This window comes from Actinomadura sp. SCN-SB (genome assembly GCF_043906805.1).
In the GTDB taxonomy this organism is placed as follows: Bacteria; Actinomycetota; Actinomycetes; order Streptosporangiales; family Streptosporangiaceae; genus Spirillospora.
On record NZ_JBIMPP010000086.1, the window covers coordinates 1 to 14,937 of the forward strand.

The following is a 14,937-nucleotide window of genomic DNA, read 5'->3' on the forward strand; positions in this document are numbered from 1 at the left end:
GCATTTGGTGGGCCGGTGGTCGGCCTCGCCCGGTGATTGTGGGGGTCGCCCCACAATCACCGGGTCCGTCGGCCGTCAGTCTGGAGAACTGGACGGCGTGGGGGACGCCGAACCCGACGGGCGCGGGCTCGGGGACGCGGTGGGAGCGCTCGCCGCGCGCTGAGCGGCCGCCAGAGCGTCGCGGGCCTTCTTGATCCGGTCCCAAGCCTTGCCCATCTCGGCGTAGTTCAGTTCCTTCTGCGCCTTCTCGTACGCCGCGATCGCCGCCTCCAGCTCGTCGATCGCCTGCTGGGCCTGGCCGCTCAGTTGCGCGCCGCCCTGGGCCTGCTGGCCCTGCTGCCCCTGCTGGGGCGGTGGCTGGGTGTTCTGGGGCGGTGTCGAGGACGTCTGGCCCAGCAACGAGGCCATGGCCTGGTCCAGGTTGTCCCCGGAGGCGATCCGGTCGCCGAAGCGGACCAGGACCTTGCCCAGCACCGGATAAGGCTGCTGCTCCGCCCCGGCCGCCGCCATGGCGTACATCGGCTCCACGTACAGGACGCTGCCGCCGAACGGGATCGTCAGCATGTTCCCCGCCACCGTCCGGGTCTCGCCGAGCCGCAGCCGGTTCAGCTCTTCCTTGACCTTCGGATCGGTCTGGAACGAGTTCTGCACCTGGCCCGGCCCCTGTGCGGTGGAGTTCCGCGGCAGTTGCAGGATCTGGATCTGGCCGTAGTTACGGCCCGGTGTGGACCCGATCGCCATAAACGCCGCGAGGTTCGGGTTGCCCCGCGGGTTGTAGACGGTGGTCAGCGAGAAGTCCTTGGTGGTGCTGCCCGGCATCTGGACGCTCTGGTAGTACGGCGGCTGCCGCCGTCCCTTGGCGCCCGGGTCCTCCGGGACCTCCCAGAAGCCCTCGCCGTTGTAGAAGGCCGCGGCGTCGGTCACGTGGTAGCGGGTGAGGATCTGCCGCTGCACCTTGAACAGGTCCTGCGGGTAGCGGAAGTGCTTCTCCAGCTCCGGCGGGATGCTGCTGCGCGGCTGCACGGTGCCCTTGAAGACCTTCATCCAGGTCTTGGCCACCGGGTCGTTCTCGTCCCACTGGTAGAGCCGCACCGCGCCGGTGTAGGCGTCCACCGTGGCCTTCACCGAGTTGCGGATGTAGTTGATCCGGTCGTTGGTCTGCCGGGCCACCGCCGAACGGGTGTCGGTGATGGTGTCGCGGGTGGCGTCCCCCAGGCTCGTCCGCTCCGAGTACGGGTAGGCGTTGGAGGTGGTGTAGCCGTCCAGGATCCACAGGATGCGGCCGTTGACCACCGCGGGGTACGGGTCGCCGTCCAGCGTGAGCCAGGGGGCGGCGCGCTGCACCCTCTCCCGTGGCTGCCGGTCGTAAAGGATCTTGGCGCCCTCGTTGATCGCGCCCGACAGCAGCAGGTTCCTGTCCTGGAACTTGGTCGCGAACAGGAGCCGGTTGAAGAACGAGTCGATCGGGACCCCGCCGTCGCCGTCATAGGTGGTGTTCTTCTGGCCGGTCTGGCTGTTGTCCGGGTAGTCCAGCTCCTGCTGGCCCCGGCCGCCCACCACCGAGTAGGACGGGGAACGCTCGCCGAAGTAGATCTGCGGCCGGTCCACCTTGATCTGCGAGTTCGGCGCCTGCGGCATGTCCTTGGTCACGAACTGGGGGACGTTGCCGGCGAAACGGTCGCCGTAGGCCGACACGAAGCCGTAGCCGTGCGTGTAGACCATCCGGTCCCTGATCCAGCTGCGCTGCCCCGCCGGGGCGCCCGACAGCTCGCGCAGCGCCACGATCGTGTCCACGTTCTGGCCGCCGACCTGGTAGCGGTCCACGTCCAGGATGTCGGGGAACCGGTAGAATGGGCGGATCCGTTGCAACTGCTGGAAGGTCTCGCCCACCACGTTCGGGTCCAGCAGCCGGACTCCGCCGAGCCGTTCCACCTCGGCCTGGAGCTTGGCCGGATCCGTCTCCGGACGGGCGCCGTACTCGGTGGTGACCTTCGTGTTCTGCACCCCGTAGGCGGCGCGGGTCGCCTCGATGTTGCGCTGGATGAACTGGCGCTCCTTGGCCAGCTCGTCCGGCTTCACCTGGAACTGCTGGATCAGCAGCGGATACACGCCGCCGACCAGGATCGCCGACAGCACCAGCAGCGTGAAGCCGACACCCGGCAGCATCATGCCCCGCCGCACGATGTTGCTGAAGAACAGCGCGGCGCAGATGACCGCGATCACGGCGAGGATCGTCTTGGCGGGCAGCAGGGCGTTGATGTCGGTGTAGGACGCGCCCGTCGCCACACCCCGCTCCGAATGCACCAGGCCGTACCGGTCGAACCAGTACGCCACCGCCTTCATCAGGATGAACAGCCCCACCAGCACCGACAGGTGCGCCCGCGCCGGAGGGCTCGCCTTGTCACCCGGCCCCTGCAGGCGCAACCCGCCGTACAGGTAGTGCACCATCAGCGCCGCCAGGATCGACAGGATCACTGTGGCGAACAGCACACCCAGCAGCAGCCGGATGAACGGATAGGTGAAGACGTAGAACGACACGTCCTTGTGGAACTGCGGATCCTCCACGCCGAACGACGTGCGGTTCAACCAGGCCAGGAACACCGGCCACTGCCCGGCCACCGACGAACCCGTCAGCAGCCCCAGCAGGCCCAGCGCCGCGCCCGCGATCCACTTGCGGCGCGGATCGACCACCGCCCGATATCGCTCCAGGCCCTGCTGCTCCACCGACAGCGGCCGGTACGCCGGACGCAGCCGGTAGGCGATCACCATGTTCGCGCCCACCAGCAGCGCCATCAGCGCCCCGGCCCCGAAGAACAGCAACACCTTCGACCACAGTTCCGTGGTGTAGACCGAGGAAAAGCCGACCGAGCGATACCAGAGGAGGTTCGTCCACACCGACGTGAACAGCATGAACGCGACCAGCAGCACTGCCAGTACCACCACTACCGGTAGTACGAGACGGCTCCGTCCGGTCCCGAGCCGGCGCCCGAATGCGGGAGTCCGGAAGGTCAAGGTCCCCTCCGTTCGACAGGATCGTGCTCACCGGCCACGCCGGTGCTGTCTATGCAACTTATCTAGTTGGCCGGGGGTTCCCGCATTTCCTCTGAGGGATTGAGGGGAAGATGGTCGCGTGAGCCTTCTGGAAGAAGTCGTACAGGACCTGGAACGCCACTCCGCCCGAGAGGGCTGGGACGCCGCCCCCCGCCTGTACGCCCTGGTGCAGAGCGAAGAACTGCGCAAGGCCGAACCCGAACTGGCCGACCAGCTCGGCCTGCGGCCCGACGTTCACACCCTCGCCGCACTCGAACAACCCGCCCTCCCCGAGCAGGCCGCCGTCGAAGACGCGCTCGCCGCCATCGCCTGGCCGGACGCCGTCGCCGGCTGCGCCCTGGTCCTGGAACGGGTCGTCCTGCCCCCCGAAGCCGAGGAGGACATCCCCGAAGACGCGGCCGAGGCCGCCGAATGGGCCGCACGCCACCCCAAACGCGAAGACGTCCGCATGGTCGTCGGCGTCCTCCGCGACGGCACCCGGCACTCCGCCCTCCGGCTCCGCCGCCACGACCTCGACGACGAGGTCCTGACCGGCCCCGACCTCGTCCCCGGCCTCGCCGACGCCCTGGCCGCCACCTTCGAGCCGGATTTGCCTGCTTAGCAAGCACGAGCTGCGCTCGTCCTTAGCAAGCACGAGCTGCGCTCGTCGCTGGCGCTCCTCGCTTGTCGTGCTTGCGGCGATCGCTGCATCGCTTCGACTCGCCTTGGCGGCTCGCTGCGCGATCAGGTTCCTCGCAAGCTCGGAACCTGCCTTCGGTCGCGATCGCAACGCCTGAGCGCCGTTCGGGGCTGGGGTGTTGGCTGAGGTAGGTGGGGCCTGTCTTCGGGCTTGATCGTGGCGTGTGGGATCTCTTGGGTTGAGCCTGATGATCGGGGTAGTTGATCGGCTGCGGCCGTCCCGTCCCATGGCCGGGCGGGTAACCTTCCGGGTGAGCGAGCTGGAGGCACGCGTGACTGACGTGATCAAGCTGGTCGGGGTGCGGGACACGCCGTTGTCGGTCGACGAGGTGTTCGCGGCGGTCGGCGACCCCGGGGCCGGGGGCATCGCGCTGTTCGCCGGGACGGTCCGCGACCACGACCATGCGAGGAGCGTCAGCGCCCTGTCCTACAGCGCGCACCCCACCGTCGAACGGGAGCTGCGCGCCGTGATGGAGAAGGTCGCCGCCGACTTCCCCGTCAAGGCGCTGGCCGCCGTCCACCGGGTCGGCGACCTGGAGATCGGCGACATCGCCGTCGTCGTCGCCGCGTCCTGCCCGCACCGCGCCGAGGCGTTCGCCGCCTGCCGCCGCCTCATCGACGACCTCAAGGCCCAGGTCCCCATCTGGAAGCACCAGCGGTTCGCCGACGGCGGAGACGAATGGGTCGGCGCATGCTGAGCCCGCGCGCCGCATAGGGTTTCCGCATGTCCCGTCGTGCCGCGACCCTCGCCGTAGCGAACGCTCTCGTCCTGGTGCTGGCCCTCGTCGGCTCCCTGATGCCGGTGCCGTACGTCGCCCTCATGCCCGGGCCCACCAGCAACACGCTGGGCACCAACGACAAGGGCGAGCCGTTCATCAAGATCGAGGGGCGGCGGACCTACCAGGACGGCGGCCACCTCAACTTCACCACCGTCACCTACCGGGGCGGCCCCGGCAGCCGCATCGACCTGTTCAGCGCCCTCCAGGGCTGGCTGGACGGCGACGTCGCCATCGTTCCCGAGGAGACGATCTTCCCGCGGAACGAGACGCAGCGGCAGGTCGACGAGGAGAACACGCGGCAGATGCGCGACTCCCAGCAGAGCGCCGAGGCCGCCGCCCTGAACGAACTCGGCATCAAGGTGCCCGTCCAGGTCGTCGTCGACAGCGTCCAGAAGGGCCGGCCCGCCGACGGGCGGCTCCGCCCCGGCGACCAGATCATCGCCGTGGACGGGCAGCGCGTCACCAACGTCACCTCCGTCACCGAGCCCATGGCCCGGCGGAAGATCGGCGTCCCCGTCACCTTCACCTACAACCGGGGCGGCAAAGAGGAGAAGATCACCCTCACCACCGTCGCCGGACCCGACGGCAAGCGCCCCGTCGTCGGCATCGTCCTCACCGAGCGGTACCGGTTCCCCTTCAAGATCGACATCAGCGTGGGCGACATCGGCGGCCCCAGCGCCGGCCTCATGTTCTCCCTCGCCATCATCGACAAACTCACCCCCGGCCCCCTCACCGGCGGCGCGTTCATCGCCGGCACCGGCACCATCACCCCCGAAGGCGAGGTCGGCCCCATCGGCGGCATCCAGCAGAAGATGATCGCCGCCCGCCACGCCGGCGCCACCGTGTTCCTCACCCCCAAGGACAACTGCGAGGACGCCACGGAAGCCCGCCCCGACGGCCTGCGCCTCGTCCGCGCCGACAACCTGCACAGCACCATCCAGGCCATCAACGCCCTCAAGGCCGGCAAAGGCGACGTGCCCACGTGCGACTGAAACGATTTGGCGCGCCGCCCCCGCTGCCCGTAAGGTTGACCCATCACCGCGGGGTGGAGCAGTTCGGTAGCTCGCTGGGCTCATAACCCAGAGGTCGCAGGTTCAAATCCTGCCCCCGCTACGGGTCCTGGGGTCCGTGTGGTCGGAGGCGTTGCCTCCTTCCCCGCGGGCCCCTTTGCTGTGTTTGCCCAGGGGGGCGACCCCCTGGAACCCCCGGCGCGGGGGCTGCGCCCCCTTTTGCGGACGCTGCGCGTCCTTGATTGGGGGCTTCGCCCCCTTGCCCCCCTTTGGGGCTCCGCCCCTTGCGGGTTGGTTTTAGGTCGGTTGGGGTTCTAGGTGGGGGTGGAGGGTCAAGGCCAGATGGAGGGTCAGGCGGTCCTGGCCGTTGGTGAGGGACAGGTTGGTCAGCTCCTCTATGCGGGCCAGGCGGTGGTAGAGGGTCTGGCGGTGGATGTTGAGGGCTCGGGCCGTCTTCTGGACGGCGCCCGCGTTGTCCAGGTACGTGCGGGCGGTACGGGCCAGGTCGGGGTTGCCGAGAAGCGCGTGCAGCTCGGGTGGGACGGCGGACCTGGCCAAGGTCTCGTCGTCCGCGCAGCGGAGCAGGCGGAGGGCGCCCAGGGACGACCAGGTGCGGGTCTCGCCGGGGGTTGCCGTGCGGGCGGCCACGCGGGCTCGTAGCCAGCCCTCGCGTATCTCCTGGAGGCTGCCGCAGGGGGCGTAGACGCCCGCTCTGGTCGCCTGCTTGCGTTCCAGGAGCAACTGCCTGGCCCGCTCGACGACGTGCTCGACAGTGGCGGGGGACGTGACCAGGATGTGGTCGCCCTCCCAGATCGTCGTCAGGACGCTGCGGGGCAGCAGCCAGGGGTTCAGCGGCGCGCGGTCGGCGCCGCGCAGGACGGCCACGGCGAACGGGGGCGTGAGGATCTCCGACAGCTCGCTGGTCGCCTGGGCCTGGACGTCGGGCCGCGTGGTGAGGAGATCGGCGAGCTTCCAGCCGAGATCGTCCCGGTCCCGGGTCTGGCGGGCCATGAGCAGGGCGGCGCGTTCGGCGAGGGGCATGGCCTGGACGGCGAGCGCGGCGTCGATGTGGTCGTCGCCGTCCAGGAGCCACAGGTAGCCGTAGGTGACGCCGTTCCGGCGGACGGGCAGGCAGAGGCGGGCCAGCAGGTCGGCGTCCGGATCGGCCGGGATGCGGACGGGGCCCGTGGCGCGGGCGATGCCGTGCCGCTCGAAGCGGACGCGGACCTCGTCGGTCGAACGGCGGTACAGGATCGACTCGGTGCGCACCGGGTCGATCGTGCCGCCGTGCGGGGCGTGGGCGACCAGGTGGAAGTCGCGGTCCTCCAGGGTCGCCGGGGCCTTCAGCAGGTCGGCCGCGGTCTCCACCAGATCCTGCAGATCGTCGCGTTCAGACATCTGTATGACCGATACATGGTTGGAATGTGACGTTCGACTGTACCTGGGGTGGCGGGCGCTGTTTAGCGTGGATTGCTGTGATCAGCCCACTGCTGCTGGCCGCCCGCAGCGAGCGGGTGCGCCGACTGGTGACCGGCCTGCCCGTGACGCGGCGGGTCGTGGACCGGTTCGTGGCCGGTGAGACCGTCGAGTCCGCGGTGAGGGCCACCCGGGAACTGACCGGTGCGGGGCTCGCGGTCACGCTCGACCACCTTGGCGAGGACGTTCGGGACCGGGACCAGGCCGAGGCGACGCGCGATGCGTATTTGAAGCTTTGCGCGGAACTGGAAAGGGCCGGTCTGAGCCAGGGCGCCGAGGCTTCGGTGAAGCTGTCGGCCCTTGGACTGCGGGTCGAGGATCGCCTGGCCCTCGACAACGCCCGGCGGATCTGTGAAGGCGCCGAACGAGCCGGAATGGCCGTCACGGTCGACATGGAAGACCACACGACGGTCGATTCCACTTTGGACATCGTCCGGGAGCTGCGGACCGACTTTCCCGGCGTGGGCGTCGCCGTCCAGGCGATGCTGCGGCGCAGCGAAGACGACCTCCGGGACCTCGCCGGGACGCGGGTCCGGCTGGTCAAAGGGGCCTACGCGGAACCGGCGTCCGTCGCGTACCAGACGAAGGCCGAGGTCGATCGGGCATATGTGCGGGGGCTCCGGTTGTTGATGAGAGAGCCCGGCGGATATCCGATGGTGGCCTCCCACGACCCCCGGATGATCGAGCTGGCGCTCTGGATGGCGAGGGACGCCGGACGCGAACCCGGAACCTACGAGTTCCAGATGCTCTACGGAATCCGCGGCGCCGAACAGAAGCGCCTCGCCGGGCTGGGGGAACGCATGCGCGTTTACGTGCCCTACGGCTCCGATTGGTACGGGTACTTCATGCGGCGCCTCGCCGAACGTCCCGCCAATCTCGCCTTCTTTCTTCGTTCGTTCGTTTCCCGCTGAGGAGGACCCATGGACGCCGTGAGCCGAGTGCCAGAGCCCGTCAACGAGCCGGTACGGGAATACGCGCCGGGCAGCCCCGAGCGGGCACGGCTGGAGGCGAAACTCGCCGAATTGCAGTCCAGGCCGATCGACCTGCCGATGACCATCGGCGGCGTACGGCGCATGGGCGCGGGAGAGAAGATCGACGTGGTGCAGCCGCACCGGCACGCCGCCGTACTCGGCACGTTCGGGACCGCGACGCAGGACGACGCGCGCGACGCGATCGACGCGGCGCTCGCCGCCGCCCCCGGATGGCGGGCCCTGCCGTTCGACGAACGCGCCGCGATCTTCCTGAGGGCCGCCGACCTGCTGGCCGGCCCCTGGCGGGAGACGCTGCTGGCCGCCACCATGCTCGGCCAGAGCAAGACCGTCCAGCAGGCCGAGATCGACAGCCCCTGCGAGCTCGTCGACTTCTGGCGGTTCAACGTCCACTACGCCCGGCGGATCCTCGCCGAACAGCCGATCAGCGGCCCCGGCGTGTGGAACCGCGCCGACTACCGGCCGCTGGAAGGGTTCGTCTACGCGATCACCCCGTTCAACTTCACCGCCATCGCCGGGAACCTGCCGACCGCGCCCGCGCTGATGGGCAACGTGGTCGTGTGGAAGCCGTCCCCCACCCAGACCTACTCCGCCGTCCTGCTCATGCGGCTGCTGGAGGAGGCCGGGTTGCCGCCCGGCGTCATCAACCTGGTGACGGGCGACGGCATCGCCGTCTCAGAGGTCGCCCTGTCCCACCGCGACCTCGCCGGGATCCACTTCACCGGCAGCACCGCGACCTTCCAAAGGCTGTGGCGGGCCGTGGGCGAGAACATCGCCGGATACCGCTCCTACCCCCGGCTGGTCGGCGAGACCGGCGGCAAGGACTTCGTGCTCGCGCACCCGTCCGCCGACACCGCGGTGCTCAAGACCGCCCTGATCCGAGGCGCCTTCGAGTACCAGGGGCAGAAGTGCTCGGCCGCGTCCCGCGCCTACATCCCGCGTTCCCTGTGGGACGGCGGGTTCCGGGACGAGCTCGTCGCCGAAGTCGAGGCGCTGACCATGGGGGACGTCACCGACCTCGGCAACTTCATGGGGGCCGTCATCGACGCCCGCGCCTTCGCCAAGAACCGCGACGCGATCCTCCGCGCCCAGAACGACCCCGCCGTGGAGATCGCCGCCGGAGGCACGTACGACGACAGCGTCGGCTACTTCGTCCGCCCCACCGTGCTCGTGTCCGGCGACCCCGAGAACGACATCTTCAAGACCGAGTACTTCGGGCCCATCCTCGGCGTCCACGTCTACGACGACGACCGCTACGACGACGTCGTCGCCCAGCTCGAATCGGTGTCCGCCTACGCCCTCACCGGGGCCGTCATCGCACGGGACCGCGAGGCCATCGACCGTACGGCCGAAGCCCTCCGCTTCGCCGCCGGCAACTTCTACATCAACGACAAGCCCACCGGCGCCGTCGTCGGCCAGCAGCCCTTCGGAGGCGGCCGCGCGTCCGGCACCAACGACAAGGCGGGATCCATCTTCAACCTGCTGCGCTGGACGTCGCCGCGCTCCATCAAGGAGACCTTCGTCCCGCCGACCGACCACCGCTACCCCCACATGGGCTGACCCGAATCGGTTTGCCTAAGGACCCGCAGCCCCATAGAGTTGACCCATCACCGCGGGGTGGAGCAGTTCGGTAGCTCGCTGGGCTCATAACCCAGAGGTCGCAGGTTCAAATCCTGCCCCCGCTACGGGTCCTGGGGTCCGTGTGGTCGGAGGCTTTGCCTCCTTCCCTGCGGGCCCCTTTGCTGTGTTTGCCCAGGGGGGCGACCCCCTGGAACCCCCGGCGCGGGGGCTGCGCCCCCTTTTGCGGACGCTGCGCGTCCTTGATTGGGGGCTTCGCCCCCTTGCCCTTCGCCCCCTTGCCCCCCTTGGGGCTTCGCCCCCTTGCCCCCCTTTGGGGCTTCGCCCCCTTGCCCCCCTTTGGGGCTTCGCCCCTTTTCCCTTTTAGGGTTGGGGTTATGAGGGGTTGGGGTGCTGGGGCTTTGGACGTTGTCGGCGTGCTTGTTTTTGTGGGGATTGGGCGGGCCTCGCATGAGGAGGCGCTGAGTTTGGCGGGGTTCGCCGGGACGGCTTGGCCGTTTCTTGTGGGGCTCGCGGTCGGGTGGGGCGCGACCAGGGCTTGGCGGGAGCCGGAAAGGGTTTGGCCCGTCGGGGTCGGAGTGTGGGTTCTGACGGTGGCTTGCGGGATGGTGCTGCGGGCGGTCTCGGGGCAGGGGACGGCGGCTGCGTTCGTGGTGGTGGCGACGGTCTTCCTCGGGGTCCTGCTCGTGGGGTGGCGTGCCTTGAACAAGCGGTTGACGTGGGTACGTGGGCACTGATGTCGTTGCGACACACTTCGGGCTTCGTGTGGAGGGACGACGATGGGACGTGCGCTACGGGACTGGCTCGACAAGCCGAAGGCCGGACGTGGCGTTCATCTGGCGGCGGACGACGGCTCCTGGGAGTTCCGTGAGTACGGGGAGCTGGCGGCGGGGGCGAGGCGTCGTGCCGCGGCGCTGATCGAGGAGGGTGTGCGGCCCGGAGACGTGGTGTGTCTCGTCCTGCCCACGGACTACACGTGCATGGAGACGTACTACGCGGTCTGGGCGGCGGGGGCGACCGTCTGCCTGATCACACCGCCGTTGTTCCAGGACGGGGACGACTATGTGGCGCACGTGGCGGCGATCCTGCGGCAGGCGCGGCCCGTGCTCGTCGTGGCGTCGGACGAGCTGGCCCCGCTGGCCGGGCGGGCGATGGAGGCGGCGGGGCTTCCCGGGGAGCCGGTGCGGCCCCGAAAGGGGGCGGCCGAGGCGGAGGTGCGGGAGGCCGGGGACCTGGCCCTGTTGCAGTTCACGTCGGGGTCGAGCGGGTCGCCGCGCGGGGTGATGGTGACCTGGGCCAATCTGGAGGCCAACATCGAGCTCATCGTTCGCACGGCCGGGTTCCGGGACGACCACTCGGTGTCGTCGTGGCTGCCGCTGTACCACGACATGGGGCTCATCGGCTGCTTCATCGCGCCCATCGCGTGGCAGCTCAACCTGTGGTTGATGCGGCCCGACGCGTTCATCCGCGACCCGGCGCGGTGGGTGCGGACGTTCGAGCACGCGGTGCACACGGCGGCGCCGCCCTTCGCTTACGCGTATGTGGCGCGAAGGGTGAAGCCCGAGCAACTGGAGGGCATCGACCTGTCCGGGTGGGAGACCGCGATCATCGGGGCGGAGCCGATCGATCCGCACGCGCTGGAGGTGTTCGCGCGGCTGACCGAGCCGTTCGGGTTCCGGCGCGAGTCGCTCAAGCCCGCGTACGGGATGGCCGAGGCCACGCTGCTGATCACGATGGACGCGGAGCCGCGGAGGCCGCTGGCGGTGCGGCCCGACGCCTCGTCCCTGAGCTTCGGTGAGCCGGTACGGATCCTGTCCGAGCATGAGCTGGGGGAGGAGTCCGTGGGCGCCAAGGCGGGCTGGGTCGTGGGGTGCGGGACGCCCGAGGAGGACGTCCCCCTTCTGATCGTGGACGACGAGGGACGGGAACTGGGGGAGGGCTTCCTCGGCGAGATCGTGGTCGGCGGGAGGTCGGCGTGCTCGGGGTATTACGCGGGGGCCGAGGGGAAGTCCACGCGGTTCGAGGGTGGCCTGGTGTACACGGGGGACGCGGGGTTCTTCTATCGGGGGCAGTTGTTCGTGCTGGGGCGGATGGGCGAGAGCATCAAGGTGCGCGGCCGGTCCGTCTACGTGGAGGATCTGGAGGCCAAGGTCGCCGAGGTGTCGGGCCTGGGTAAGGGCCGGATCGTGGTCGTGGGGGTGCCCGGTGCCGGGACGAAGGGGCTGGCCCTGTTCGCGGAGACGCAGGACGCGGGGTGGGCCGGTGACGTGCGGGAGATGCTGCGGCGGCGGCTGGGGGATGACGTCGAGGTGACCATCGTCATCGGAAAGGGGCTGATCCAGCGAACGTCCAGCGGCAAGCCGCGGCGCCGGTACATGTGGGAGCGGCTGCGGGCGGGCCGGATGGACGGGGCCCGGATCCTGTGATCGGGTCGGTGCTGTCCCGGTTGGGCGCCACGGCCCAGAACGCGCTGGAGGTCGTGCGGTTCGGCGGTCTCGACACCGAGGACGACGCGTCTCCGTTCGAGGTCGTGGCGGAGCGGCGGAACCATCGGCTGCGGCACTACTTCCCGGGTGGGAGCGGGCCCGTGGTCGTGCTGGTGCCGCCGTTGATGGTCAGCACCGAGGTGTACGACATCTCGTCCAGGGTGAGCGCCGTCGGGGTGCTGCGCGAGCTGGGCGTGGATCCGTGGGTCGTGGATTTCGGGGCGCCCGAGAGGGAGCCGGGCGGGTTGGAACGTACCCTCACCGATCATGTCCTGGCGGTCAGCGAGGCCGTCGACACCGTGCGGGAGATCACGGGCCGGGACGTCCATCTCGGCGGCTACTCGCAGGGCGGGATGTTCTGCTACCAGGCCGCGGCCTACCGCAGGAGCGAGGGGATCGCCTCGCTGGTGACCTTCGGCAGCCCGGCCGACACGAGTGTGGGCCTGCCGTTCGGGCTGCCCGCGTGGGTGGCCGGTGAGACGGGACGCATCCCCGACCGGCTGCTCGGGAGCTTCGCCGTGCCCGGCTGGGTGACCCGGACGGGCTTCCAACTGCTGAGCCCCGTGAAGTCGGTGCGGAGCCGGGTGGACTTCATCCTGCGCCTGCACGACAGGGAGCGGCTGGCGCCCCGCGAGCGGCAGCGGCGGTTCCTGGAGCGTTCGGGGTGGGTCGCCTGGCCCGGCCCGGCGCTGGCGGAGTTCGTCCGGCAGTTCGTGGCGCACAACCGGATGCTGACCGGCGGGTTCGTCATCGGCGACCGGCTGGTCACGCTGGCCGACATCACCTGCCCGGTGCTGACGTTCGTGGGCGAGGTGGACGAGATCGCCTCCCCGGACATGGTGCGCGGGATCCGCCGGGCGGCGCCCCGCGCCGAGGTGTACGAGGCGTCGCTGCGCGCCGGGCATTTCGGGCTGGTGGTCGGGACGCAGGCGGTCGCCCGGACGTGGCCCATGGTGGCCGGGTGGGTGAAATCGCAGGAAGGCGAAGAGAAACTGCCCGAGGGCGTGAGCCTCGGGGAGGCGTCCGCTCCCGCTGAGGGGACGGCGCAGGTCGGGTTGCAACTGGTGGCCGGGATCGGGGCCGGCGCGGTGCGGTCGGCCGCGCGGGTGGTGCGGGGATCGCGGCAACTGACCTCGGAGGCCGTCCAGAACCTGCCGCGCCTCGCCCGGCTGGAGAGGATCCAATCCGACACGCGGATGTCGCTGGGGCTGCTTCTGGACGAGCAGGCGCGGCGCGCGCCCAGCGATGTCTTCTTCCTGTATCGGGGGCGTCCCTATACGCAGGAGGCGGCCAAGGGGCGGATCGACGCCATCGTCCGTGGGCTCATCCAGGTGGGTGTGCGGCAGGGCGACGCGGTCGGCGTGCTGATGGAGACGCGGCCGACGGCGCTGGCGCTGGTGGCGGCGCTGAGCCGGCTGGGGGCCGTGGCGGTGCTGCTGCGCCCGGACGGGGAACCGGGCAGGGAGGCGGCCCTGGGCGAGGTCCGCCGGGTGATCGCGGACCCCGGGAACGTCCGGCGCGCCCTTCAGATCGGTGGCGTGGAGGTGCTGGCGCTCGGCGGCGCGGAGGAGGGGCGTGACCTGCCCGTCTTCGACATGGAGACGATCGATCCCGGCGAGGCGCCGGTGCCGGGCTGGTACGAGCCCAATCCCGGGCGTGCAGGCGACACCGCGTTCGTCCTGTTCACGGGGAGCGGGGAGCATCTGTGGGCGAACCGGGTCACCAACCGCAGGTGGGCGCTGTCGGCGTTCGGGACGGCGTCGTCGGCGTCGCTGTCCCCGTCCGACACCGTCTACAGCCTGACCCCGTTGCAGCACCCGTCCGCCCTGCTGATGAGCCTGGGCGGGGCGGTCGCGGGCGGCGCGCGGCTGGCGCTGGCCAGCGCCTACGACCCCGGGACGTTCTGGGACGAGGCGCGGCGCTACGGGGTCACCGTCGCCTCCTACACCTGGACGCGCCTGCGCGACCTGGTGAACGCGCCGCCGAACCCGGGTGAGCGGCACCATCCCGTCCGGCTGTTCATCGGGTCCGGCATGCCGCGCGGCCTGTGGCGGCGGGTGGAGGAGCGGTTCGCGCCCGCGCGGGTGCTGGAGTTCTACGCCTCCACCGAGGGGGAGGCGATCCTGGTCAACGTGAGCGGCCGCAAGCGCGGGTCGCTGGGACGGCCCCTGCCGGGGAGCGCGGAGGTGCGGCTGGCCCGGTACGACCTTGAGCGCGGCCGCCTGGAGGAGGGGCCGGACGGGTTCGCGGTGGAGTGCGGCCCCGACGAGATCGGGATGCTGGTGGCGCGGGTCCGGGAGGGGGAGCGGTCCGGCAGGCCGGTGCGCGGCCTGTTCGCCCCCTCCGACGCCTGGCGGATCACCGGCGACCTGTTCCGCCGCGACGCCGACGGCGACTTCTGGCCGGCCGGGCGGGAGGCCGAGCTGATCCGCACCGCCGACGGGATCGTGCCGCCCGGACCGGTCAGGGACGCGCTCGGCGATCTCCCGTACGTCGACATGGTCGCGGTCTACGGCGTCCCGTCCGGGGACGCCGAGGTGGCCGTGGCGGCGGTCAGCCTGCGCGAAGGCGGCCGGCTGAAGCCGATCGACCTGTCGGAGGCGCTGCTGCGCGTCCGCCCGGAGCTGCGGCCCGCGCTGGTCAGGGTGGTGGACGAGATCCCCGTGACGGCCGCGGGACGGGTGCGCACCGAGCCGCTGCGGAACGAGGGCGTCCCGGAGGCGTCCGGCGGCCGGGCGTACTACCGGGACCGTTCCGGCGCGTACCGGCCGCTGACGGACGGTGCGCGGCGCGGTCTCGCGGCGCCGTAGCCCCTTCATGACGCCCGGGTCACCTTACGGTGCCGCACCATTCCGATGTGTCCGGTGTGTCGTTACTCTCAGAGCGGTCG

General features: G+C 70.5%; 10 protein-coding genes and 2 tRNA genes. 10 read left to right on the forward strand and 2 right to left on the reverse strand.

All coding sequences use genetic code 11. The features are described 5' to 3' along the window. Window positions 1–75: 75 nt before the first annotated feature. Complete coding sequence (locus ACGWYJ_RS34640) at window positions 76–2,943, reverse strand: UPF0182 family protein (protein ID WP_395110795.1); 2,868 nt, start codon at window positions 2,941–2,943, stop codon at window positions 76–78. A gap of 187 nt (window positions 2,944–3,130) precedes the next feature. Here ACGWYJ_RS34640 and ACGWYJ_RS34645 point away from each other — a divergent pair, with 187 nt between their 5' ends. From ACGWYJ_RS34645 to ACGWYJ_RS34660, 4 genes are all read left to right on the forward strand, one after another. Next, on the forward strand, window positions 3,131–3,652 hold the full coding sequence (locus ACGWYJ_RS34645; RefSeq protein ID WP_395110796.1) for a PPA1309 family protein: 522 nt from the start codon (window positions 3,131–3,133) through the stop codon (window positions 3,650–3,652). A 304-nt stretch (window positions 3,653–3,956) separates the two neighbouring features. After that, window positions 3,957–4,427, forward strand: a complete 471-nt coding sequence (locus tag ACGWYJ_RS34650) for a molybdenum cofactor biosynthesis protein MoaE (RefSeq protein ID WP_395110797.1) — start codon at window positions 3,957–3,959, stop codon at window positions 4,425–4,427. Window positions 4,428–4,453: 26 nt separating this feature from the next. Further along, a complete protein-coding gene (locus ACGWYJ_RS34655; protein WP_395110798.1) occupies window positions 4,454–5,500 on the forward strand; it encodes a PDZ domain-containing protein in 1,047 nt (348 codons plus the stop codon). A 47-nt stretch (window positions 5,501–5,547) separates the two neighbouring features. After that, a tRNA-Met gene (locus ACGWYJ_RS34660) sits at window positions 5,548–5,621 on the forward strand. Between the two features lie 194 nt (window positions 5,622–5,815). Here the strand turns inward: ACGWYJ_RS34660 and ACGWYJ_RS34665 are convergent. Beyond that, window positions 5,816–6,916, reverse strand: coding sequence for a PucR family transcriptional regulator (locus ACGWYJ_RS34665; RefSeq protein WP_395110799.1), 1,101 nt, complete (start codon window positions 6,914–6,916; stop codon window positions 5,816–5,818). A 77-nt stretch (window positions 6,917–6,993) separates the two neighbouring features. On the opposite strand from ACGWYJ_RS34665, the gene ACGWYJ_RS34670 reads away from it, so the two are divergent. The 6 genes from ACGWYJ_RS34670 to ACGWYJ_RS34695 all read left to right on the forward strand — a co-directional run bounded on the left by ACGWYJ_RS34670 (window position 6,994) and on the right by ACGWYJ_RS34695 (window position 14,857). Then, window positions 6,994–7,905: a proline dehydrogenase family protein gene (locus tag ACGWYJ_RS34670; protein ID WP_395110817.1), complete on the forward strand. Its 912-nt coding sequence runs from the start codon at window positions 6,994–6,996 to the stop codon at window positions 7,903–7,905. A 9-nt stretch (window positions 7,906–7,914) separates the two neighbouring features. Next, a complete protein-coding gene (gene pruA, locus ACGWYJ_RS34675) occupies window positions 7,915–9,543 on the forward strand; it encodes an L-glutamate gamma-semialdehyde dehydrogenase (protein ID WP_395110800.1) in 1,629 nt (542 codons plus the stop codon). A gap of 51 nt (window positions 9,544–9,594) precedes the next feature. Then, window positions 9,595–9,668: transfer RNA gene (locus tag ACGWYJ_RS34680), tRNA-Met, on the forward strand. A gap of 270 nt (window positions 9,669–9,938) precedes the next feature. Further along, the gene (locus ACGWYJ_RS34685) at window positions 9,939–10,298 is read left to right on the forward strand and encodes a DUF3054 domain-containing protein (RefSeq protein ID WP_395110801.1); all 360 of its coding nucleotides are present in this window, start codon (window positions 9,939–9,941) and stop codon (window positions 10,296–10,298) included. A 42-nt stretch (window positions 10,299–10,340) separates the two neighbouring features. Next, window positions 10,341–11,987, forward strand: coding sequence for an AMP-binding protein (locus ACGWYJ_RS34690; RefSeq protein ID WP_395110802.1), 1,647 nt, complete (start codon window positions 10,341–10,343; stop codon window positions 11,985–11,987). 8 nt (window positions 11,988–11,995) lie between these two features. After that, the gene (locus tag ACGWYJ_RS34695) at window positions 11,996–14,857 is read left to right on the forward strand and encodes an AMP-binding protein (protein WP_395110803.1); all 2,862 of its coding nucleotides are present in this window, start codon (window positions 11,996–11,998) and stop codon (window positions 14,855–14,857) included. Window positions 14,858–14,937 lie beyond the last annotated feature (80 nt).

Coding starts and splice junctions, on each gene's coding strand:
- ACGWYJ_RS34650 (WP_395110797.1), top strand. CDS start 3,957: ATGGCCGGGCGGGTAACCTTCCGGGTGAGCGAGCTGGAGGCACGCGTG.
- ACGWYJ_RS34655 (WP_395110798.1), top strand. CDS start 4,454: ATGTCCCGTCGTGCCGCGACCCTCGCCGTAGCGAACGCTCTCGTCCTG.
- ACGWYJ_RS34665 (WP_395110799.1), bottom strand. CDS start 6,916: ATGTCTGAACGCGACGATCTGCAGGATCTGGTGGAGACCGCGGCCGAC.
- pruA (WP_395110800.1), top strand. CDS start 7,915: ATGGACGCCGTGAGCCGAGTGCCAGAGCCCGTCAACGAGCCGGTACGG.
- ACGWYJ_RS34685 (WP_395110801.1), top strand. CDS start 9,939: ATGAGGGGTTGGGGTGCTGGGGCTTTGGACGTTGTCGGCGTGCTTGTT.
- ACGWYJ_RS34690 (WP_395110802.1), top strand. CDS start 10,341: ATGGGACGTGCGCTACGGGACTGGCTCGACAAGCCGAAGGCCGGACGT.